Origin of the sequence: Chryseobacterium ginsenosidimutans (genome assembly GCF_024807225.1) — a bacterium.
Taxonomy (GTDB): domain Bacteria; phylum Bacteroidota; class Bacteroidia; order Flavobacteriales; family Weeksellaceae; genus Chryseobacterium; species Chryseobacterium ginsenosidimutans.
In genome coordinates, this window is record NZ_JANUCO010000001.1 from 265687 (window position 1) to 286652 (window position 20966).

Below are 20966 nucleotides of genomic sequence, written 5' to 3' on the forward strand. Positions count from 1 at the left end.
CGTTAAATAAATACTTTAGACATACTATTCAATACTAAGGCGGCGTTTTATTTAAACAACCATTTAAAATATTAATATTATGAAAAAGTTAGTTTTAACAGCAGCGTTTACATTAGTCGGAGTAATCGCGGTATCGGCACAGACGCAAACAACAACGTCGCAAAACTCTAATAACCAAACGACAACTCAAGACCAACAAAAGAACGCACAGACCGCTTCAGGAACGGCTGTCCAAAGTCAAAATACAGCCGCAACCGCAGCGGTAGACTCAACTCCTGTTACAACAGCAACCGAAGCTCCTGCAAGTTTAAGTGCAGATACAGCCAAGGATGCAACAAAACCTGCAGACGCCGTGAAAGAAGAAAAGAAGTCTAAAAAGAAAAGATCTAAGTAGTATTAAATTCAAGCAAAGTAGAAATGAGATCCTGGAATGTAGTGTTTCAGGATTTTTTTTGTAAATATGTGCGAATAATTATTCAATATATAATCGCCATTTTCTTATTGCATGAAAAAACTAAACCCATCGATTAAGCATCATTTACTCATAGGAATCTTCCTCAGTATCTGGCTTTTTATCTTTGCTTTTTTTATAAGACCGTTTGACGATGGAACGATAAGTTTTAAAGTATGGATTATTATCAGCAGTGGCTTCAGCTTCATCGCATTTCTATGTTACGGCGTACTTGCTTTCCTTCAAAAAAAGATGTATCATAAGCTTTCAAAATGGAATATCGGGTTTGAGCTAGGAAGTCTTCTCTTTTTTCAACTTCTTTTTTGTGTATTTACTTTTTGCTTTTACAAAAGTCCTGTTTTACATGGAGGATATGATTTTTTCACCTTTTTAAAGATGATAATTCTTAAATCAGCTTTAATTTCAACCCCCATAATCGTGTTGGCAAGAATATATTCCGTTACATTAATTCCTGCGAAAGACAACAACATTATTATGAGAGGAGAGAATAAATTGGATATTTTAAAAATAAGAAAAGATGATCTGATCTGTGTTTCAAATTCGCAAAATTATGTCGAGATTTTCTTTATAGATGGTGGCGAACTCAAAACAAAACTCATCCGGAGTACGCTTAAAAAAATTCAGAATGATTTTGATTTTTTGGTTCAGGTTCATCGTTCACACTTGATAAATCCATCCCATTTTAAGGCGTGGAAAAATCAAGATACCATTTCTCTTACCCAAATTGAACTTCCTGTTTCTAAAAATTATAGAGAACATTTATTGGCTTTATAATTTCCGTACCTAAAACGGCGTATTTCATACCTAATCCCCATTTCAACATAGTTTTAGAGAGTATTTGTATTTATTTTGTTTTCAAATTAAACGAGATAATTTATGAAAAAACGTGGGGTTAGGAGAATTCTGTATTCAGTTTCTGGCATTATTAGGGGTTCTTATCTGTGCTTTTATTTGGGCAGATCATGAATTAAATAAAGTCACTGGAAAATCTACCAACAGTATTGATATTTCTTCAATTATTAAACCTTCTAAAATAATTCAAATAAGAAATGTCAACGTTCTGTCAGAAGATTGCAGTCATTTTATTAAAAATCAAAATGTACTTATTAAAGACGGCGTGATTATTCAATTAAGTGAAAATTTAGCTATAAATAAAGACGCAATTATTATTGACGGAACCGACCAATATCTGATTCCGGGTTTGGTAGACAGCCATGTTCATTTAAAAGAAAGTAAAAATGATTTGTTTTTATATTTGGCAAATGGCGTTACTTACATCAGAGAAATGGCGGGACAACCTGTTGTTTTAGAATGGAGAAAATCAATACAAAAAAATGGTCTCGGTCCGCGAATGTTTATTGCATCTCCGCCAATCTATAGCGAGAGCGGATTGATGGGTTATTATTACAGCTGGACAAGAAAATCTATCAACTATTCAAATAAAAAGGATGCCGAAAAAGCGATTAAAAAAATACGCGAACAAGGCTATGATGCCATTAAAATGTATGGTTTTGTGAATCCGGAAATGGTTAAAACAACCAACGAGATTGCTAAAGAAAATAATATTCCTGTGATTGGGCATATCCCTTTGGTTAATTTAGAAACATTTTATCAATCAGGTCAAAAAGAAGTAGCTCATATTGAAGAGCTTACCGTTAAAACGATCGATGAATTCGGAAAGCCAATTTCTAAAAATCCCGAAGAATATCTTACATTTTTAAAAGCACGTTCAACTATAATCGCGAAAAAGCTAAAAGAAAATAATATCAGTGTTACTTCAACGGTTTGGTCGTGTGAAAGTTTTGTGGGACAACGATTTAATTTAAAATCTAAACTTAAAGAAGTAGAATTAAAATATGTAAATCCCAAAATTATTGAAGGAACTCCGCTGTACAAACTAGGTTGGCTACCCAATAAAAACGGCTATGAATATGATGGAAAAGACGAACTCGACGCAAGAAAATCATCATTAACATTCTGGAAAACCTATGTAGAAGCTATACACATCATGACAAAAGCATTAGTCGATCATCATGTTCCCATTATGGCAGGAACAGATGCGAATGTACCTGTTTCTGTTCCCGGATTTTCTCTTCACAATGAATTGGAATCTTTGTCCAAATCCGGAATGACCAACTCACAAGCCCTTTATTCTGCAACGGTTGCGCCTGCCAATTGGATGAAAACCAAGACCGGAAAAATAAAAGCAGGATATTATTCGGATCTGGTTCTGCTTAGAAAAAATCCGTTAGAAAATATGAAGAATACAAAGACTATTGAATATGTGTTTTTTAATAAATATGCCATTAACAAAAGTCAAATCAAAACTATTTTGAAAGCCATAGAAGATGCGAATAACGAAAACAGAAGTATAAAAATTGATGAATATTTACATTTTAAATAACAAAAAAAAGCGTTGAAATAAATCAACGCTTTCTCCTTTCACTTTTTACTTTTTTCCCATTTATAAATCCCGGGAACAGGTTATATTAAAAAAGGTCGGGAAATTTTCCCAACCTTTATATTTTATACTACTCCTTGAGCCAACATTGCTTCTGCAACTTTCACGAATCCGGCGATATTTGCGCCTTTTACGTAGTTTACATAGCCGTCTTCCTCTTTTCCGTAGTCTCTACATGCTTTGTGAATTCCGATCATGATCTCTTTCAATCTTGCATCTACTTCTTCAGAAGTCCAGTTTAGACGAATAGAGTTTTGCGTCATTTCTAATCCAGAAGTGGCAACACCACCTGCGTTAGAAGCTTTACCCGGAGAGAACAATACCTTATTGTCTAAGAAATAATTGATGGCATCTAAAGTTGAAGGCATATTCGCTGCTTCAGTTACACACACACATCCGTTTTCTACCAATAATTTAGCATCTTCAAGATCCAATTCGTTTTGAGTTGCAGAAGGGATGGCAACATCACACTTCACTTCCCAAGGACGTTTTCCAGGGAAAAATTCTGCAGAAGGATATTTTTTAGCATAATCTTCCGCTCTGTTGTTTCCTGAATTTCTAAGCTCTAACAAATAATCGATTTTGTCTCCATCGATACCGTCTTTATCATAGACATATCCATCTGGTCCGGAAATAGTGACAACTTTTCCACCCAACTCAGATATTTTTTTGATAACTCCCCAAGCTACGTTTCCGAAACCTGAAACCGTTACCGTTTTATCTTTGAAAGTTTGTCCGATTGTTTTAAGCATTTGCTCAGCAAAGTAAACCACACCGTATCCTGTAGCTTCAGGACGGATTAATGAACCACCGTAAGCAAGACCTTTACCTGTCAATACACCTGTAAACTCATTTCTTACTTTCTTGTATTGTCCGAATAAATATCCTATTTCTCTCGCTCCAACACCGATGTCTCCCGCAGGAACGTCAGTTTCAGGACCGATATGCTTGCATAATTCTGTCATGAAAGCCTGGCAAAAACGCATTACTTCCATATCAGATTTACCTTGTGGGTCGAAGTCTGAACCTCCTTTACCACCTCCCATCGGAAGCGTCGTTAAAGAGTTTTTGAAAACTTGCTCGAAAGCTAAGAATTTAAGCACCGAAAGATTTACCGTAGGATGGAAACGAATTCCTCCTTTGTATGGTCCGATTGCAGAGTTCATTTGTATTCTGAAGCCTCTGTTTACCTGGATTTCTCCTTTATCGTCAACCCATGGAACTCTGAAAATGATTACTCTTTCAGGTTCCGCCATTCTTTCAAGAAGTTTCATTCCTGTGTATTCCTTTTTGGTCATAATAAACGGAATTACAGTAACAGCAACTTCTTTTACGGCTTGTAAAAATTCTGGCTCATTAGGGTTTTTTGCCTCAATTTTTGCAATAAACTCCTGGATTTTCTGGTCAATATTATATTGTTCCATATATTAGGGTTGAATATTATTGCCAACAAATTTAATTTTTTTTTCAAGATTCACAACACCTTAAAGAATGATTGTTGAAAATTTAATAAAATAATTACTTAATATTATTAAACTGATAATTTATGCTTTAATCTTATTAAAAATTAAATATTATCTCAAAAACAATGTAATATTAAGAAATCATTAATTGTCATATCGCTATAAATTGTCTCCCCGAAAATGATTTTAGTTTCCCTAAAAGCTCCAATTCTAGAATTATGGGTAAAATTTTGTGTGATGAAAGATTCAATTTCTCCACGATATCATCCAGAGAAATCTGTGGATTATTCAAAATTATATTAAATATTATTTCTTGATTTTCAGTTAATTGAATACTGATCTCATTGCGGGGAAATAGCTCCTCGGTTTTCAACTTTGCATTATTAAATCCTAAATTATCAATAAGATCTGTTATCGTTGAAATTGTCGTTGCTTTGTTCTGAAAAATCAACTGATTGCAGCCTTGGCTTTGTTTATCCGTAATTTTCCCCGGAAGCGCAAAAACTTCTCTGTTATAATTATTCGCAAATGTTGCCGTGCTTATTGAACCGCCGCCAAATGCCGTTTCTACCACAATCGTTGCAGGAGAAATACCCGCGACAATTCTGTTTCGCTGAATAAAATTTTCCCGATCCGGTTTTCTGGATGAATTAAATTCGGTGAATAAAGTTCCGCCTTCTTCAAGTATTTTCTCTGATAGTTTTTTGTTTTTTGAAGGATACAAAAGATGAAACCCATGCGCCAAAACCGCAGCCGTAGAAATCTGATTATAAATAGATTGCTCATGAACTTCCTTATCCACCCCCAAAGCTAAACCACTGACTGATATGCAATTATAGGATTTTATATCTTCAAAAAAATCCTGAACAAACTGCTTTCCGTAGGAAGTCATATTTCTCGTTCCGACGATACTTACTATTTGTTTGGAATTATCAAAATTCCCTTTTTGATATAAAATTGCAGGAGCGTCGTCGCATTCATTCAACAAATGCGGAAGATCGTTGAGATGTCTGATATTAATTTTAATGGTATTCTTTTCGCAAAATTCCAGTTCTTTTTCTGCAAATTTCAGATGTTCGGGATTTCCAATATCAGAAACTATTTTATGCCCGAATCCGTCCAGCTTTTTATACTCCTTTTTTGTGTTTTCCCAGGCATTTTTAGCGCTTCCGAAAATCCTGACAAGTTTATAAAAATTGATGTCGCCAATTAAGTTACATTCGCGCAAAGCGATCGCATAAAGATGCTCTTCAGAATACATTTGTGTTGTTTTCACAAATGTAAAAATTTTATGAATATATTTTGTGGATTATTTTAAGCTTGAGTTTTCAATTTCTCTCGCTGATTTTTATAATTAACCCTACTAAAACTTAGCACCAATGCTTCGAGAGCCTCAGTATGACATTTCTAACACTATCCTTAACTTACTGACAGTTAATTCCTAGCGATGTCATGCTGCTCTCGAAGCATTTTAAATTTATCTTAAATTGATTATATTTAAATTGTTATTTCCCTCTCAATTCATCCAGACGATCCCAGATATCGTCTTTCTTTTTATAAGGCAATTCCATAAAATCTTCAGGATGATTTTCTTTGTATTCCTGCCAAAGTTTATCGTCTTTTTCGCTATAATAATTAGGGAATTCCCAGATGTATCTTTTCTTTTTATCGCCTACTTTTTTAAACATAAAAGCAAGGATAATTCCTACAACCCCACCCGCAAGGTGAGCCTGCCAGGAAATTTTGCTCGGTTCCTGAAGATTTGAAAATAGTTCTTCGGGCAGCATTCCCCAAACCAGACTTCCATAATATAAAACAACAAGTAAAGAAATGGTCAAAAGTTTTGTATTCCATTTAAAAACTCCGCTAAAAAAGAGGAAAAAAGCAAGAACATATACAACACCACTCGCTCCGATGGTACAAGTATAAAGGTAATCTCCCGTCATAATATCGATCGGCGGAAGAAGCCACACCAAAAATCCTGTCGCCAACCAGCCAATAATAAAAACTCTGTTGGCAACCAAAGGATAAAATTGATACAGCAAAAACATCAACACCACAATCGGTATCGAGTTTCCTACAATATGATCTAGGTTTCCATGTAAAAGAGGTGAAGTGATAATCCCCAACAGACCTTCCGGCAACAATGGAATAATCGCCCCGAAACAACTTTGAAAAAAGCCCTGCAACTGAAGGAAGTAGCCCAACCACATTGCTGCAAGCATGAGCAAAGGATAGATAACGGCTGTTTTGGAAATTACACTATTTTTAAACATAACCTTTCAACGTCAAATGGAAAGCCAATGATAAATTTCGGAAAAAATGTCGATGAATTATTGACTTTCAATTTTATTTCAGACAAAAAGTTATGATTTTGATCAGTTTTAATTTTTTAGCGTAATATTTTGTCATTGAAATAATTAAAGTGGCTTGGTTTTAGCAGACAAATGAGAAAAATACATTGGGTAAGACATTTATAGTCTGTTTAAACCTTATTTTTAGTCAAAAAAATATATTTGATATTTTTGTAAACGAAAATTTTTGAATAATGAAGAAGTTTCTAATGGTTCCATCCATTTCTTTAGGAATCTTTGCTCATGCGCAAGAAGAAATAAAAAAAGATTCTGTAATTGTAGACACCGTAAAACACTGGTCGGTTTTGGGAAAACAATCCTTAATGATTAATCAGGCAGCTTTCTCCAATTGGGTCGGCGGTGGCGCAAATAATGTAGGCTGGCTTGCCGGACTTGATTACAATCTCACCTACGAAAAAGACAAAGATCTGTGGGAAAACCTCATCCTTTTAAATTACGGACAAAATAATACGCAAGGCATCGGTGTAAGGAAAACTCAGGATGTCATTAATATTTCTACAAACTATGGAAGAAAGGTTTCAAAAAGCTGGTATCTTTCTGTGGGAGCAGGTTTTCAGTCTCAGTTTTCGACAGGATATGAAGACGGAAATAATCCTGAAGCGAAAAAAATATCCAATTTTATGGCTCCCGGATATCTGAATGTCGGTATGGGGATCACGTATAGACCGAATGACAATCTCAATGTCACGCTTCGTCCCAGCAACGCGAGATGGGCTTTTGTTTTGGATAAAGATTTACAATTGGCAGGAAATTACGGTCTAAAAGCAGATGGCGATTCTTCTTTGCTGCAATACGGTTTCCTGGGAACGGCTTCCTATAAAGTTAAACTGATGGAAAACGTAAATATAGCAAACACCGCTTCTGTTTTCTCCAATTATCTGGATCACCCTGAAAGGCTGGTTCTGGCGTACGGAATGGTTTTGAATTTAAAGGTTAATAAATTCATTTCTTCAAATATAACGGTTGACGTGTTGTACGATCACAATCAAGTCCAAAAAACACAGCTTAAGCAGACGTTGGGAGTTGGTTTTGCCTACACTTTGAATAATGGAGTGAAGCGATCCGAAAGAAAAGACAGCCAATGGTGGATTAAGAAATAAATTTTTTGTTTAAAACAGCTGAATATCCGCTTTTAATAATAATATTTTTTGGTCAATCAAAATCGTTTGTTTTACTTTCATAAACGGAGTGGCTTTGTTTTCCTTTAATTAAAACGGTTTATTTTCAAAACTCTTTGTTTTCCCTTGTGATAATAAAAAAACGCAAAGCTATACAAAGACGATCCAATATGATAATCATTAAGCTAAACAAAGGCGTTTCACTTATTTTTGAAAAACAAAGATTCAAAATTTACAGATGAATAATAGTTACTATTGGAATGAGACAGTTCTTTACGCAATATCTATAAAAAAGAGACTGCTTAAAAAAACAGTCTCTTGAGAGAATTATTGAAAAAACTAAATCCACTGTATTGGATTTTCTATGCTCTATTTTTTGATGAATTTATTTCTGTACAGCTTTCCGTCTGCACTTTTAGAAACAATCATGTAGGTTCCCGGAACAAGGCTGCTTACGTCAATTGCTTCATTATATTGATGATTCTTTTTTTGCTGAATCAATTTTCCTGACATATCGATGATGGTAACTTCAGGATATTTTTTGTCGGATTCTCTTCCGATGTATAAAACCTGTGTCGCCGGATTCGGATAAATACTTAAACTGTTTTCTTTCGGTTTTGTTTCTCCTGTAGAAAGACTTTCACAGAAGTTCCAGTTTCCGAAATTTAATTTGATAAATGCAAAATCACCTAAAAACTCACATTGATCGGGGCAATATTGCGTACAGGCATAAAATCCGTAGTTTCCGGAAGTTGTTGCCGTGTAAGAATCTCCCGTTTCCCCCGGAATAATACAAGGATCCGTCGGTGAAGCCGGAATCGTTCCCGGAACACATTTAAACCAGGTATGAATTCCGTAAACCAATGGAAACCCGTCATTAAGCTGTACCGAAGCGCCATTACAAACATTATATTCACCATTCACTTCTTCGTACGTTCCCGGCTGAAAATCTGCCATCATAAACGGAAGTCCGTACACATATCCATCTGCCAAAATCGGCTCACTTTCACCGGCACAATCATTTTCATTTACGACTACTTTGAAATAATACAGCATGTCGCTTGATCCGTTAATCGTCAACGTCTGTGAAGTCGCTCCCGAGATTGCAACCCAAGGATTCGTATTCGGCGTTTGCCAATCCCATTCTTGTTTGTACCATTGATAAGTAGCGTAAGTCTGCGTTGTAGAAAGCGTTTCACTTTCCGAATTACAAAAAACTACTTCGTTCTGAAACATTGTTCCCAATCTCGGACTTGTAATGACTGGAGTACACTGCTGTGCTTTTAGATTTAGGGCACTTAAAAATAAAAGACTTAAAAAAATTAGTCTTGCTTTCATATAAAGAATTTATTTGATTTGGTGTTTAAGGCTTACTTAATCAAGCAATACTCTGATCCCGAATTTCAGATTGAAATTCATGGGTTTTTCTTTATAAATGGTATTTAATGAGCTGTTGTCATTAAAATGATATCCTATTCCCGGTTCGGCGTAGATCCCAATGTTTTTAATCAGCTTCAGCTGCAATCCGACCGCGGTATTTACTGAAACCTGAACTGGTTTTTCACGGATATCTTCCGTAGTTTCCTCCTTCACTACTCCATCCACGATATATTTGGTTTTAATATCTCCCGAAACGGCTTTTTCGACAACTCCACCTCCCGTCACATAACCTGTGAAAGCTCCTTTCTGAATCACATTATAATTAACCTGTACCGGAATTCCCACATAATGAATATTCTGCTCACTGCTGATAAAATAATTCTCGCTTCCGGAGGTAAGCCCCGCGGAAAGTTTTGTATAATTAATTCCCGTTCCGATTCCCCATCTTTTCCCGACATTATAGTAAACAGAAGCCCCGAAAGTGATCGGTGTTTTATGTTTTATCTTCGCATCCACTTTTTTATCCTGATTGGCTATAAGTATTGCCATCAAAGGATTTTCTTCATAACCCACGCTCCAAACATCAGGAAGACTTAGTGTAGTCCCATTTAAAGTAGCATATCCTGGGAACTGGTCGGTCGAATTCGAAGAAGCATTGCCTGTGAGTACTCCTAATATCCACATTCCTTTAGATTTATATCCAGCTGACTTTGCTTTTTTCGCTTCCTCAAATTTTTCCTTCCAGTCTCTTTCCTGTTTAGTAAGGAGCTCGTGAGTTTCTACCTCTTCATTGTTTTTTTGTTCTTCAACAGCAGTGCTGTTTTGTTCCTGAGCTAAGCTTTGATTATTTGGATTAAATAAATTCTCAGCCTGATTTTGTTGTTGGCTTTCAAGAATTTTGTTTGTCCAAAGATCCGTCTCAGGGTTTTTTGTTTTATTTAAAAGATTTTCAAGACTATTTTTCGTGAAAACCTGATTTGTATTTTGTTCTTTATCTGTATTAATTCTGTTTACGTCATTTCCTTTTTTAAAAGAATTTTCAACAGCCGTATTCTCTTTTTCGCGTGATAGTTTCTGATGATAAGAAATCGCTTCTTGGGGTTCGTTTTTGGTTTGATCGACATATTTTGGTTGTTGTAAGGGTTCTTTTTTGCCATTAAAATCAATTAACCTGCCCAAAATAAAGAACATTGCAATCGCTGCCGCAACACCGCCAATACGATAAAATAGAGATTTTTGATTACTTTCTTTCACAGTTTTTCCCTGCGCTTTCAGATCCTCATTCATTAAGCCAAGAACCGGGTTCTTCGCTTCATCTTCTTCAAATAATTCGTCCCTAATATCTTCCCACAATCCATCAGGAACACCTTCTGAGTGATCCTCCATTTTTCTGCGCAGATCATTTAACCATTCATTACTCATATTGCGCTGCTTTAGACTTTTTATATTCTTTTATTTTCTGGGCAAGCATTGATTTTGCTCTGTGAAACTGTGAGGCCGAAGAATTTTCAGCTATTCCCAGTGTTTCTGCAATCTCTTTATGGCTTTTCTTCTCGAAAACATACAGGTTGAAAACCGTTCTGTAGCCTTCCGGAAGAGAGCGAATCATCGTCATAATGGTCTCCTGCGAAATTTCTTCAAAATCCGGGTCTGCATCATCCTGCTCATCCGGAATTTCAAAATCCTCCGAAACTGATTTAAAATCAACATTTTGCTTGATGTGTTTTAAGGATTCATTTACCACAATCCTTGTAATCCAGGCTTTCAAAGAACCACTTCCTCTATATTCAAAAGAACCGATCGAACGGAACATCTGTATAAAACTATTCTGCAAGACATCGTGAACATCATCTCTGTCGATAACATATCGCGAACAGACATAGGTAAGACTGCCTGAATAAGCTCCGAAAAGCTCCTTCCAAGCCGCTTCTTCCTTTTGCAAAAGGCGGTTTACCAAAATCTGCTCCTTATTATTATCTTTCATTAACTATTGATGCCATCATCCCAACTAACTATCAATTTAACATAATGCAAAGATAGGCAGCCTCAAGTTGAGGCTTTACCTACTTGACAATAACCATTTATTTAATTCTTAAGACTGATCGGGATTTCATATTTTATGATCTGATAAGGAGCCAAATCTACTCCGTCAACAGTTATTTTTTCTGCTTCCAACCCAAATCTCATCGACCAGTCGTATCCTACAAAGAACCCTTTTTGCTTTGCTGCCAATTTCACCACTGTATTTTTCATCGCTCCGTTTACAGGAATCTGGAAAGACAGTGTTTTTGGTTCAAAAGACAATTCTACTACGTTCTGATCTGTATTTAATTTTGATTTATAATTTAATTTATATTCAATTTTTCCGATGTGTGCCAAAGCAGAATCTGCTTTCACCGGATCTGTCACAATCGTTTTTACAATTTCTCTCACAGGAAAATCCTTGAAAGTAATGATGGTATCTTTCGCCACAAAATCAATGATCTTATCATTAAACTTTCCGCCTTGTGAAGTAATCAATCTTGCTCTATAAGTTCCATTTACATCATTAAGCTTCACGGCAACCGGTTCATATCTGTCATCATTACAAGACATTAGGGAAAATCCCAACACTGCGGTCATTGCAACCATGAAAGATTTAAGTACTAATTTCTTCATTATTCTTAATTTTTTAGCATTAAACATTATTCCTTTGAGTACTCACTTATATAAATCCGTTTTTTTGCGAATCTTGCATGAGAATTAACAAAAATGTTTCAAAAACTTAATAACCAATTGATACTCAATAGTAAAATTTTTATATTTTAAAATCATTTCTTAAGTTTCATTATTTTAATACATTTGTTAAAACATATTATAAGATGAATTTCGAACAAGTCAATCTACATCTTGAGGCTTATAAAGAACACGACCAAATCATTGATGCGGCAGAATATTTAATCCGTTCTTTTGATCTGGAACACGAAAATTTCGGCGGATTTGGTTTCCGGGAAGAGCTTTCTCCCAACTCTTTGCTTTTGACAGCCGAAGGAGTTTTAGGAGGTTTACAAAAAGTAATGATTCCTAAGAATTTATTTGATTTTGAACTGGATTTGGTCTTGAATATGGTCGCTCATGAAATGCTTCACGTAAGACAAAAAGCTCCGGGACAAGTGATTGAAGATAAGAATGAAAGAGAATTTCAGGCATATTATGAAATGCTTTTTCATACCGTTTTTCCTCAAATTCCCGAAGTTTCCGATTTTTATAAAAAAGACTTCGGAAATAAAGCGCTGGAATATTACAAAAGAATGGGCGAAGGTTCTGAACTCCAACAAAAATATGCCGCACAGAAAACAGAAGTAGAACAACTAATCAATTCATTATCATGATTATAAAACCCGAAATCTCATGGACAGATTTTGAAAAAATAGACATCCGATGCGGAACCATCATCTCAGTAAGTGATTTTGAGAAAGCCCGAAATCCTTCTTATCAATTAGAAATAGATTTTGGAGACTTGGGAATCAAAAAATCTTCTGCGCAAATCACTTCATTATATCAGAAAGAAGAATTAATTGGTCAGCAGATTTTGGCTGTCGTCAATTTTCCAAAGAAGCAGATCGCGAATTTTTTCAGCGAATGTCTTGTGTTGGGAGTTTATGGTGAAGATAAAAAAGATGTGACGCTTTTATCGCCTTCACTTCCAACGAAAAACGGACTTCAAATTGGTTAAATATTTAACTAATCAAAATTCAATTAAACTCATCAAAGCAAATGATACAAAAAATTCCTTTAGAAAAAATCTTATTTATTGATATTGAAACAGTTCCGGGCTTTGGAATGTGGGAAGATTTATCTGAAACCGAACAAATGCTTTGGGATAAAAAAACCAGATATCAAAGGAAGGATGAATTTTCTGCTGAAGAGTTTTATCCCGAAAGAGCCGGAATTATGGCTGAATTTGGAAAAATTATCTGCATTACCATCGGAATGATCGAAAAAAATGACACTTTAAAGATCAAAAGCTTCGCGGATGATGATGAAAAGAAACTGTTGCTAGAATTTGGCGAGATTTTTAACAGTCAGAGACTTCGGAACGTTATTCTTTGTGCCCACAACGGAAAAGAATTTGATTTTCCGTGGATTGCGAGACGATTCTTAATCAACGGAATCATGCCTCCTACTCCATTTCAGTTGTTTGGGAAAAAACCTTGGGAAATCCCGCATATTGATACGATGGAACTCTGGAAATTCGGAGATTATAAAAGCTTCGTTTCTTTGGAATTACTGGCTCATGTTTTCGGAATTCCCACTCCGAAAGACGATATCGACGGCTCAATGGTTTCATCAATCTACTACATAGAAAAAGACTTGCAAAGAATAGTTGACTATTGTGAAAAAGATGTCTTAACTTTGGCAAACATTTTCCGACGAATGCGTCAGGAAGATTTGTTGAAAAGGTACATCAATTTAGATTAAAAAATGAAATTTACAGACGATCAGATTGCCGACATTGGTGAAGAAATCATCACAGTTCTAAAAAGCGTATATGACCCTGAAATTCCTGTAGACATCTACGAATTGGGCTTGGTTTATGACGTACAAATTTCCGATGATGCGGATGTTAAAATCATCATGACATTGACGACTCCGAACTGTCCCGTTGCTGAAACGCTTCCTCAAGAGGTAAAAGACAAGGTGGCAGAAGTAGAAAATGTGAAAAGTGTAGACTTGGAACTTACTTTCGAGCCTAGCTGGAACAAGGATATGATGAGCGAAGAAGCGAAGTTTGAGCTTGGAATGCTTTAAAATTTTTAATAAAGCTTAAAAGACACTGTTATTTTTCAAATACGGTGCTACAATAATTAATTTAATATCACGCTATTAAATAGTTGGCTGTTTCATTTTGAGACAGCCTTTTTCTTTATCCGTTATTTTCCCAACACGAATTAGTGTATTCCCTAATACATAGACAATCAGCTTCCTATACTTTTGGTGTAAGAAAAAAGAATATGAAAGCTAATAAAATTATTGTTTCATTTAATAACGGAAGTGTTCCGCCAATATATGCCTACAGGTATCAGATTGTGTTTTCTGAAGAAACAGGAGATGCAGACCTGAAACTTTTTAAGGGATATGATGTAAATGAAGAAATGATTTTATCTGAATCAAAGAAATTTAATCTTGAAATTTTCCAGCAGCTTCTTTCCTTATTAGAAAAAAAAGAGAATTCTGAAAAACTGTCAAATATGACAGGAGGAAGCCAAAGAAGTATCGAGATTAATGCTAAAAAAATCATGATCGAAGCTGATGATGAAGCAGGAATCTCTTTGTTCAACCGCTTTTTATATTTATACAATCCTGAGGTTTTACATCTCATTAACCAAAACATTAACCCTTAAAAAAACCAATTATCATGGATCAAGCACCTAAAGAAATGTTTGTAGGAGTAATCAATCCTTATGCATTAACCGAAGCTATTACAGGAAGAAGATTTGACTGGAAAGACCCAAGATCTTCCCAAATTATCGAAGAAGCCTTAGAAACAAATTACGCTGAACTTTTTGACATTAAATACAATTCTCCGCTATATGCAGGATTGGAAACTTAACCGAGACAATACCGTAAAAGCAGTAAAAGTGGAAGACATCAAACTGAGAGCGACAGACAAATTGCAGTCTATAAATCTTTCGAATATCAGAAGCCTTAATGATCTTTCAAATACAGGTATAAAAGACCTTAACAGCATCCCTGTAAGAAATGCAAGATTAGACAAAGGTGAAGTAAAAGTGGTATTAAATATCCCGAAACTGAACAATACAATTAATAATAAACTGATTTCTCCTTCTATTAAAAACATCCTTTTCGGAGTTGCCACTGCAACAGGATGGACACCCGCAAATACTTCATGGAGCGACAGAGGAAACTTTTTCAATGACGTTACAGAGTACAATGACCCAATTCAGGGATCTGTAGCCAACTGTTATTTCATCTCAGCTATTGCAGCTATTGCATGGGCATCGCCGTTTTCTATTGAACATAAAGTAAGAGCGACAGGAACAGGAGAAGCAGATCGCACCAATGCTATTCAGTTTTACACAAAAGGCGGCGGAAAAGACGCAGCGAGCAAATTGGTAGAAGTTACCGATAATACGATCATCAATTCTTCCAGCAATCCTGTGTATTGCAGAAGTAATGACGGCGGAGAAATTTGGCCTGCAGTCTACGAAAAAGCCTTTGCAAAATGGATCAACAATACCAACGACGACAAACCGGACATTTCTAAAACAGCGTATGGAGACCCTGTAAAAGCCGTTGCACAGCTCATTAATAAAACTCCGCTTTACTATTATACGACTCCAAGAACCGCTCTTGATCTTTTCGGAATTGTAAGAGAAAATTCTATGAGTCTTAAAACCATCAATCCTATGGTTGCGTGGACTTACGGATCAGGAAAAGATTATTCTGGATCGAATATCGTTGGAAATCATGCTTATACAATCTTAGGATGGTCTACTGTTAACAATAAAAACTACATCATTCTGAGAAATCCGTGGGGAGTAACCGAACCGAATGGTTTGAATTCTTATCAAGGATTAATCAGTTTCTTTGACGGAAGTTTCTGGAGACCCATTAATATGATCGGAAACGACGGAGTTTTTGCACTGGAAATCAATGCTTTCAAAAATTATTTTGAAGGGATGGGTGTTGCAAAATAAACAATAGAACACATTATAACCACTTTATATCCTTTTACTTTCACAGATTGTTATGATCTGTGGAAGTTTTTTTATATTTCTTTAGCCACTTCTTTTCCTTCTCTTCTGCTCCACTCACTCCAAGAACCAACATATAAATTCGGGATTTCCAACCCTGCATAATCCAGCGCTAAAATCGTATGACAAGCCGTCACTCCAGAACCGCAGTGGATGATTAAGTTTTGAGGTTTTCCCTGCAAAAGTTTAGAATATTTTTCTTTTAAAATTTCAGGAGAAAGGAAATTTCCGTTTTCATCCAAGTTTTCAGAAAAAGGAATATTGATAGCTCCCGGAATATGACCGGCAATCAAATCGATGGGTTCAGATTCGCCATTGTAGCGATAAGCATCTCTCACATCGATTACAGTTGAAGAATTGTTTATTAATTCATTTTCAATAGTTTCCAGCATCGAAGTAGGAAGAAGCCAATTGTCTTTTTTAATTAATTCTGTCTTTTCAAAAGTTTCTTTACCTGATGAAAATTCCAACCCTTCTTTTTCAGCAGCCTGAAAACCGCCATCTAAAACCTGTACCTTCTCAAAACCGAAAGATTTCAGCATCCACCAAGCTCTTGCCGCTGCATTTGCACCATTTTTATCATCATAAATAACGATATGAGAATCTTCTGAAATTCCAAGATTTGCTAGTGTTTCTGCAAATTTCTCAACATCAGGAAGCGGATGTCTTCCACCAAAAGCCGCATCTTCACCAATTTCCGCCAAATCTTTATCTAAATCTATAAATCTTGCTCCTTTGATATGCTTGTTTAAATAAGTTTGATGAATATCTTTTCCGACTCTCGCATCAAGGATGATAAGATTTTCGGATGGAAGATTTTTTAATTGGAATGGTGAGATGATTGGTGACATTTTGTTGATTTTTTTTGGTTTAATTACATTTAAGCTTAAGAAACTTAATAGACTTAAGCAAAAAAAGTTTTATTTTGTATAAAAATAAGAAAAATACAAATGGAACAAGAGAAAAAAAAATCAAGCAGAAAAAAAATCGTTATTTCAATTTTAGTCGTCATTTTAATAGCATGTTTAGGATTAAGTTTCTATGTCTATAAAAAAAATTCTGAAAAACAGGATTATGGCACAGATTCAACAACAACTACAGATGACTATAATTATTGGAAAGACACCACTTTCCGAGTGAGTGAATATGATGATATTCCTGAAAACTACAAAAGAGCAATTGTAAAACTCTTTATTGATAATAATTTCTACTCGCCAAAAGACGGAGAACCCTCTTATTATCTGACAAGAATAAAAGACAGAGCAAAAGATGTTTATGCTTTTGGGAACTTTACAGGAAAAACAGAACAGGATGGTGAAGATATGGCATTTATCTTAGAAAAAAATGACTTTAAAAGCAGTGCCATCTATATTATTTCCAGCGGTGGCGACCTTCTACATTGGCAAGAATATGAGGGAGAGCTTCCTATTATCAGCAGTTTTGCGAAGGGGAGCAAAATTTTTATGGACGATACCGTATTACAGCCATCTCCGGAAGACGGATTAATTGTAAAATTTAATAGTTACAGAAAAGTAGCCCTCGTTTATAACAGTAAAATCAAAAAATTCGAAGAGTACCATCAATATTCTAAAGACGAACTTGAAGATATGAAAAACCAAAGCGAATACGAGGAAGGCGATGAGGAAGAACCTGCTGTAGAAGCAATTAGTGATTCCGCAAAATAGGAACCACTAATTGTTTTATATCATTAAAAATGAAAAATATCCTTCGCTTTATTATAAGAACTTTCGAAGTTAAGCAGATTCAGTTTATGGTCTGCTTTTTCTACGCTCATAAAGTTGATGACCTGTTCGGTCGGCATATTTCCAACCAAGTCGTCTTTTGCCATCGGACAACCGCCAATTCCTTTTATGGCGCTGTCGAATCTTCTACAACCTTGGTCGTAAGCAGCTTTTAATTTAGAATAAGAATCTTCGTAACGGTTATGAAAATGCCCTCCGAAATTGATTTCAGGATATTTTGATGGTATTTTTTCAAACAAAAGAGAGATTGTTTCTGGTGTTGCAACTCCCGTTGTATCAGAAAGTAAGATATCTTTAACTCCAATTTCCGAAAACCTTTGAGCCCAGAAATCTACGTCTTCCCATTTCCACATTTCGCCATAGGGATTTCCGAAAGCCATTGAGAAATAGATATTTAATTGTTTGCTTTCACTTTTTACCAGCTCAAGCATTCTGACGATTTCACAGAAAGCTTCTTCCTGATTTTTATTGGTATTTCTGTGTTGAAAAGTCTCAGAAATAGAAAACGGAAAGCCGATAATATCCACCGACTGATGTTTTAGCGCCTTTTCAGCGCCTTTATAATTTGCAATAATTGCAGAAACTTTCGTGTTGGAGCGCGATTTATCGATATTTTCGGCAACCTCATCAGAGTCAGCCATTTGCGGAATCGCTTTTGGAGATACAAAGCTCAGACAATCCAATACATCAAAACCAACATCCATTAAAGAGTTGATATAATCTATTTTTTTATCGGTCGGGATAAATTCTCCCCAACCCTGCATTGCATCACGTGGACATTCAGTAAGAAACATTTTACTTTTAGATTTTCTCAAATATAACAAAACTAAACAAGTTTAGTCTCCTTATTCACAAATCTACCATTATTTTGATTATCAAATATTTATAACCCATTTAAAATTTCAATAACTGATATTGGATTACAAATAAATTATTCTGAAGATCAAAATTATTAACTTTGCCGGAAATTTATACGAATAATGAGTGCAATAGAATTCAACCAATTGTGGAAAGAAAAGTTACTGAACCGTTTTCTTACTTATGTAAAAATCTATTCAACAAGCGACGCAGAAAGCGAAACAACGCCTTCTACGGAAAGACAGTGGGACATCGCAAGATATATTGTTGAGGAACTACGAACCATCGGTCTTGAAAATGTTTCCATTGATGACAACGGTTACATTATGGGTTACGTCCCTTCAAACCTTGAAAATGATGATAAGCCTACAATCGGATTTATTTCGCATTATGATACTTCACCGGATTTTAGCGGGGAAAATGTAAAACCTCAGATTTGGGAAAATTACGACGGAAGTGATTTGGTCTTGAATCAGGCAACAGGATTCACTTTATCGCCTTCAAAATTTGAAAGTTTAAAAAGACATATCGGTCAGACTTTAATTACAACTGACGGAAATACCCTTCTTGGAGCCGATGACAAAGCTGGTTGCGCGGAAATCGTGACTGCGGCAGAATATTTAATCGCTCATCCAGAAATCAAACACGGAAGAGTTGCGATTGGATTTACTCCGGATGAAGAAATCGGAAGAGGAGCGCATAAATTTGATGTGGCTAAATTTGGGGCAGAATTCGCTTATACAATGGACGGAAGCGAGGTTGGAGAATTGGAATATGAAAATTTCAATGCTGCAGGAGCTGTCGTGAAAATCCACGGATTGAGCGTTCACCCAGGTTATGCTTACGGAAAAATGGTAAATGCAGTGCTTTTGGCCGCTGAATTTGCACAATCTCTTCCTGCAAATGAAACTCCGGCTACAACGAAAGGTTTTGACGGTTTTTATCATTTAATGGATTTAAATGCAGATATTTCTGAAGCTAAACTTCAATATATTATCCGTGATCACGATGCTGATAAATTTGAAGCGAGAAAGAAATTCATGGAAGAAAAAGTAGCAGAATTTAATCAAAAACATGGCGCTGGAACGGCTGAAGTTGAGATTAAAGAGCAATACAGAAACATGAAACAGCAGTTTGAAGGCAAAATGTACATCATCGATATTGCAGCAGAAGCTATGAAAGAAGCCGGAATCGAGCCGAAAATCAAGGCAATCAGAGGTGGAAACTGACGGAGCGCAATTATCTTACATGGGACTTCCTTGTCCGAATATTTTTGCAGGAGGTCTTAATTTCCACGGACCTTATGAATATGTGGCGTTGGAAAGTATGGAAAAGGCGACTGAGGTGATTATTAATATTGTGAAAGCGTAATATCTTACCTTATAAATTGAAAGCCAGCTTGATGAAGCTGGCTTTTTTGTTTCTAATATATTATTTTTCAAAAACATTATAATACCAAAGTCTTACTTCTCCTTCAAAAGAATCTGGTTTCTTATTTGGATCGAAAGGTTCTTCTCCTCCATTACCAATTACTTCTTGAGAATAACCTCTTTCTTTAAATATCCTTTCTCTATTTTTATTTGCTATAATTATAAAAAAGCTCAAAACAATAAGAATGACACCGACAAAAAACACGACATTTCTATAATTGTAGTAAAAATAACTATTTAAAAATTTTTCTTTTCTTAAATAAAGATAATTTGGAAGCCATATAATTGTCATAAAAATTAAAATATAAAACCCGGAAAATATATCATCATTAAAGCCTTTAAGTTCTGAAATCATTTTTAAACAAAAAATTATAATAACTATAATCAATGTTAAAATAAGTGAAGTCGTAAAAACTAATTTCGAGTGACTATCCTTCTTTTTAATTCTACTAAAAATTGAATAAATAGAAAATGCCAGATAATTGTAGAGTTTCATAAAAAAACAAAAATACTTTATTTAATTAGAGATTCCAGGTTGAGATAAATTCAATCTAAATACACTATCTTTTCTAATAACAGTCATATAAGTCGTTCCTTTTTTCTTTATAATACTATCTCCTATTGCTAATTTTTGAAAAACAAAGTTAATATTCATTGTTTTCCCATCACGTAAGATAGCAACAGGAACATGGTGACTATTAAAATCGCCTTTCAATTTCACAATTCGTCCTTGCATGCTTATTTTTTTCAAAATTGAATCATTAAACCCCTTGCTGGAAACATAATCCACAAGTCTTTTCATTATAAAAATTAATATTACAACCGTTAATATTGTGATGATGTTCTTTTTCATGTTAGATAGATTATTAAAATTAACCAAAAAAACCA

Annotated in this window: 23 protein-coding genes and 1 pseudogene; 13 read left to right on the forward strand and 11 right to left on the reverse strand. The window is 35.3% G+C overall.

Annotated features, from left to right (window positions below; genetic code table 11):
• Positions 1–79 precede the first annotated feature (79 nt).
• The 3 genes from J3D55_RS01210 (at position 80) to J3D55_RS01220 (ending at position 2876) form a co-directional block, all read left to right on the forward strand.
• Complete coding sequence (locus J3D55_RS01210; protein ID WP_259127399.1) at positions 80–394, forward strand: RodZ family helix-turn-helix domain-containing protein; 315 nt, start codon at positions 80–82, stop codon at positions 392–394.
• 111 nt (positions 395–505) lie between these two features.
• A complete protein-coding gene (locus J3D55_RS01215; protein WP_259127401.1) occupies positions 506–1246 on the forward strand; it encodes a LytTR family DNA-binding domain-containing protein in 741 nt (246 codons plus the stop codon).
• A 112-nt stretch (positions 1247–1358) separates the two neighbouring features.
• The gene (locus J3D55_RS01220) at positions 1359–2876 is read left to right on the forward strand and encodes an amidohydrolase family protein (protein WP_259127403.1); all 1518 of its coding nucleotides are present in this window, start codon (positions 1359–1361) and stop codon (positions 2874–2876) included.
• Between the two features lie 122 nt (positions 2877–2998).
• Here the strand turns inward: J3D55_RS01220 and gdhA are convergent, their stop codons facing one another.
• The 3 genes from gdhA to J3D55_RS01235 all read right to left on the reverse strand — a co-directional run bounded on the left by gdhA (position 2999) and on the right by J3D55_RS01235 (position 6672).
• Positions 2999–4357 (reverse strand): NADP-specific glutamate dehydrogenase, encoded by a 1359-nt coding sequence (gdhA, locus tag J3D55_RS01225; protein ID WP_259127404.1) that lies wholly within the window; start codon positions 4355–4357, stop codon positions 2999–3001.
• Positions 4358–4547: 190 nt separating this feature from the next.
• Positions 4548–5657 carry a DNA-processing protein DprA gene (gene dprA, locus J3D55_RS01230; RefSeq protein WP_259134991.1) on the reverse strand — a complete coding sequence of 370 codons (1110 nt, stop codon included), beginning with the start codon at positions 5655–5657 and terminating at the stop codon, positions 4548–4550.
• Positions 5658–5901: 244 nt separating this feature from the next.
• Entirely contained in the window at positions 5902–6672 is a 771-nt protein-coding gene (locus J3D55_RS01235; protein WP_259127406.1) for a rhomboid family intramembrane serine protease, read from the reverse strand.
• A gap of 272 nt (positions 6673–6944) precedes the next feature.
• Between J3D55_RS01235 and J3D55_RS01240 the strand changes: the two genes are divergently transcribed.
• Entirely contained in the window at positions 6945–7871 is a 927-nt protein-coding gene (locus tag J3D55_RS01240; RefSeq protein ID WP_259127407.1) for a DUF3078 domain-containing protein, read from the forward strand.
• Positions 7872–8258: 387 nt separating this feature from the next.
• On the opposite strand, the gene J3D55_RS01245 is transcribed toward J3D55_RS01240, so the two are convergent.
• The 4 genes from J3D55_RS01245 to J3D55_RS01260 form a co-directional block, all read right to left on the reverse strand.
• Positions 8259–9227, reverse strand: a complete 969-nt coding sequence (locus J3D55_RS01245) for a T9SS type A sorting domain-containing protein (RefSeq protein WP_259127409.1) — start codon at positions 9225–9227, stop codon at positions 8259–8261.
• Positions 9228–9263: 36 nt separating this feature from the next.
• Positions 9264–10655: a putative outer membrane beta-barrel protein gene (locus J3D55_RS01250; protein ID WP_259127410.1), complete on the reverse strand. Its 1392-nt coding sequence runs from the start codon at positions 10653–10655 to the stop codon at positions 9264–9266.
• 28 nt (positions 10656–10683) lie between these two features.
• Complete coding sequence (locus tag J3D55_RS01255; protein WP_259127412.1) at positions 10684–11253, reverse strand: RNA polymerase sigma factor; 570 nt, start codon at positions 11251–11253, stop codon at positions 10684–10686.
• 101 nt (positions 11254–11354) lie between these two features.
• Positions 11355–11927: a DUF4840 domain-containing protein gene (locus J3D55_RS01260; protein WP_259127413.1), complete on the reverse strand. Its 573-nt coding sequence runs from the start codon at positions 11925–11927 to the stop codon at positions 11355–11357.
• Between the two features lie 203 nt (positions 11928–12130).
• On the opposite strand from J3D55_RS01260, the gene J3D55_RS01265 reads away from it, so the two are divergent.
• The 7 genes from J3D55_RS01265 (at position 12131) to J3D55_RS01295 (ending at position 15970) form a co-directional block, all read left to right on the forward strand.
• Entirely contained in the window at positions 12131–12640 is a 510-nt protein-coding gene (locus tag J3D55_RS01265; protein WP_259127415.1) for a hypothetical protein, read from the forward strand.
• Positions 12637–12984 carry a tRNA-binding protein gene (locus J3D55_RS01270; protein WP_259127417.1) on the forward strand — a complete coding sequence of 116 codons (348 nt, stop codon included), beginning with the start codon at positions 12637–12639 and terminating at the stop codon, positions 12982–12984. The genes J3D55_RS01265 and J3D55_RS01270 overlap by 4 nt, the downstream gene beginning before the upstream one ends.
• A gap of 41 nt (positions 12985–13025) precedes the next feature.
• Positions 13026–13730 carry a 3'-5' exonuclease gene (locus tag J3D55_RS01275; RefSeq protein WP_259127419.1) on the forward strand — a complete coding sequence of 235 codons (705 nt, stop codon included), beginning with the start codon at positions 13026–13028 and terminating at the stop codon, positions 13728–13730.
• A 3-nt stretch (positions 13731–13733) separates the two neighbouring features.
• Positions 13734–14060, forward strand: coding sequence for an SUF system Fe-S cluster assembly protein (locus tag J3D55_RS01280; RefSeq protein WP_047398853.1), 327 nt, complete (start codon positions 13734–13736; stop codon positions 14058–14060).
• A gap of 203 nt (positions 14061–14263) precedes the next feature.
• Entirely contained in the window at positions 14264–14653 is a 390-nt protein-coding gene (locus J3D55_RS01285) for a hypothetical protein (protein WP_259127421.1), read from the forward strand.
• A 14-nt stretch (positions 14654–14667) separates the two neighbouring features.
• Positions 14668–14862 (forward strand): hypothetical protein, encoded by a 195-nt coding sequence (locus tag J3D55_RS01290; protein WP_259127424.1) that lies wholly within the window; start codon positions 14668–14670, stop codon positions 14860–14862.
• The gene (locus tag J3D55_RS01295) at positions 14843–15970 is read left to right on the forward strand and encodes a C2 family cysteine protease (RefSeq protein ID WP_259127426.1); all 1128 of its coding nucleotides are present in this window, start codon (positions 14843–14845) and stop codon (positions 15968–15970) included. Before J3D55_RS01290 ends, J3D55_RS01295 begins: the two co-directional genes overlap by 20 nt.
• Before the next feature lie 71 nt (positions 15971–16041).
• Here the strand turns inward: J3D55_RS01295 and J3D55_RS01300 are convergent, their stop codons facing one another.
• Complete coding sequence (locus tag J3D55_RS01300; RefSeq protein ID WP_259127428.1) at positions 16042–16878, reverse strand: sulfurtransferase; 837 nt, start codon at positions 16876–16878, stop codon at positions 16042–16044.
• Positions 16879–16977: 99 nt separating this feature from the next.
• Between J3D55_RS01300 and J3D55_RS01305 the strand changes: the two genes are divergently transcribed.
• Positions 16978–17712, forward strand: coding sequence for an ETRAMP family protein (locus tag J3D55_RS01305; RefSeq protein ID WP_259127429.1), 735 nt, complete (start codon positions 16978–16980; stop codon positions 17710–17712).
• Positions 17713–17735: 23 nt separating this feature from the next.
• Here J3D55_RS01305 and J3D55_RS01310 read toward each other — a convergent pair whose 3' ends face one another.
• Positions 17736–18584: a hydroxymethylglutaryl-CoA lyase gene (locus J3D55_RS01310; RefSeq protein ID WP_259127431.1), complete on the reverse strand. Its 849-nt coding sequence runs from the start codon at positions 18582–18584 to the stop codon at positions 17736–17738.
• A gap of 186 nt (positions 18585–18770) precedes the next feature.
• On the opposite strand from J3D55_RS01310, the pseudogene pepT reads away from it, so the two are divergent.
• Positions 18771–20019 (forward strand): annotated as a pseudogene (gene pepT / locus J3D55_RS01315) (peptidase T).
• A gap of 60 nt (positions 20020–20079) precedes the next feature.
• Here pepT and J3D55_RS01320 read toward each other — a convergent pair.
• Both J3D55_RS01320 and J3D55_RS01325 read right to left on the reverse strand, forming a co-directional pair.
• Complete coding sequence (locus J3D55_RS01320) at positions 20080–20433, reverse strand: hypothetical protein (RefSeq protein ID WP_259127433.1); 354 nt, start codon at positions 20431–20433, stop codon at positions 20080–20082.
• A 162-nt stretch (positions 20434–20595) separates the two neighbouring features.
• The gene (locus tag J3D55_RS01325; protein ID WP_259127435.1) at positions 20596–20931 is read right to left on the reverse strand and encodes a hypothetical protein; all 336 of its coding nucleotides are present in this window, start codon (positions 20929–20931) and stop codon (positions 20596–20598) included.
• Positions 20932–20966 lie beyond the last annotated feature (35 nt).

Excerpts from the sequence above, each read along its gene's own strand:
- J3D55_RS01210 (WP_259127399.1), top strand. The coding sequence starts at position 80 with ATGAAAAAGTTAGTTTTAACAGCAGCGTTTACATTAGTCGGAGTAATC.
- J3D55_RS01215 (WP_259127401.1), top strand. The coding sequence starts at position 506 with ATGAAAAAACTAAACCCATCGATTAAGCATCATTTACTCATAGGAATC.
- gdhA (WP_259127404.1), bottom strand. The coding sequence starts at position 4,357 with ATGGAACAATATAATATTGACCAGAAAATCCAGGAGTTTATTGCAAAA.
- dprA (WP_259134991.1), bottom strand. The coding sequence starts at position 5,657 with ATGTATTCTGAAGAGCATCTTTATGCGATCGCTTTGCGCGAATGTAAC.
- J3D55_RS01235 (WP_259127406.1), bottom strand. The coding sequence starts at position 6,672 with ATGTTTAAAAATAGTGTAATTTCCAAAACAGCCGTTATCTATCCTTTG.
- J3D55_RS01240 (WP_259127407.1), top strand. The coding sequence starts at position 6,945 with ATGAAGAAGTTTCTAATGGTTCCATCCATTTCTTTAGGAATCTTTGCT.
- J3D55_RS01245 (WP_259127409.1), bottom strand. The coding sequence starts at position 9,227 with ATGAAAGCAAGACTAATTTTTTTAAGTCTTTTATTTTTAAGTGCCCTA.
- J3D55_RS01250 (WP_259127410.1), bottom strand. The coding sequence starts at position 10,655 with ATGGAGGATCACTCAGAAGGTGTTCCTGATGGATTGTGGGAAGATATT.
- J3D55_RS01255 (WP_259127412.1), bottom strand. The coding sequence starts at position 11,253 with ATGAAAGATAATAATAAGGAGCAGATTTTGGTAAACCGCCTTTTGCAA.
- J3D55_RS01260 (WP_259127413.1), bottom strand. The coding sequence starts at position 11,927 with ATGAAGAAATTAGTACTTAAATCTTTCATGGTTGCAATGACCGCAGTG.
- J3D55_RS01265 (WP_259127415.1), top strand. The coding sequence starts at position 12,131 with ATGAATTTCGAACAAGTCAATCTACATCTTGAGGCTTATAAAGAACAC.
- J3D55_RS01270 (WP_259127417.1), top strand. The coding sequence starts at position 12,637 with ATGATTATAAAACCCGAAATCTCATGGACAGATTTTGAAAAAATAGAC.
- J3D55_RS01275 (WP_259127419.1), top strand. The coding sequence starts at position 13,026 with ATGATACAAAAAATTCCTTTAGAAAAAATCTTATTTATTGATATTGAA.
- J3D55_RS01280 (WP_047398853.1), top strand. The coding sequence starts at position 13,734 with ATGAAATTTACAGACGATCAGATTGCCGACATTGGTGAAGAAATCATC.
- J3D55_RS01285 (WP_259127421.1), top strand. The coding sequence starts at position 14,264 with ATGAAAGCTAATAAAATTATTGTTTCATTTAATAACGGAAGTGTTCCG.
- J3D55_RS01290 (WP_259127424.1), top strand. The coding sequence starts at position 14,668 with ATGGATCAAGCACCTAAAGAAATGTTTGTAGGAGTAATCAATCCTTAT.
- J3D55_RS01295 (WP_259127426.1), top strand. The coding sequence starts at position 14,843 with ATGCAGGATTGGAAACTTAACCGAGACAATACCGTAAAAGCAGTAAAA.
- J3D55_RS01300 (WP_259127428.1), bottom strand. The coding sequence starts at position 16,878 with ATGTCACCAATCATCTCACCATTCCAATTAAAAAATCTTCCATCCGAA.
- J3D55_RS01305 (WP_259127429.1), top strand. The coding sequence starts at position 16,978 with ATGGAACAAGAGAAAAAAAAATCAAGCAGAAAAAAAATCGTTATTTCA.
- J3D55_RS01310 (WP_259127431.1), bottom strand. The coding sequence starts at position 18,584 with ATGTTTCTTACTGAATGTCCACGTGATGCAATGCAGGGTTGGGGAGAA.
- J3D55_RS01320 (WP_259127433.1), bottom strand. The coding sequence starts at position 20,433 with ATGATTTCAGAACTTAAAGGCTTTAATGATGATATATTTTCCGGGTTT.
- J3D55_RS01325 (WP_259127435.1), bottom strand. The coding sequence starts at position 20,931 with ATGAAAAAGAACATCATCACAATATTAACGGTTGTAATATTAATTTTT.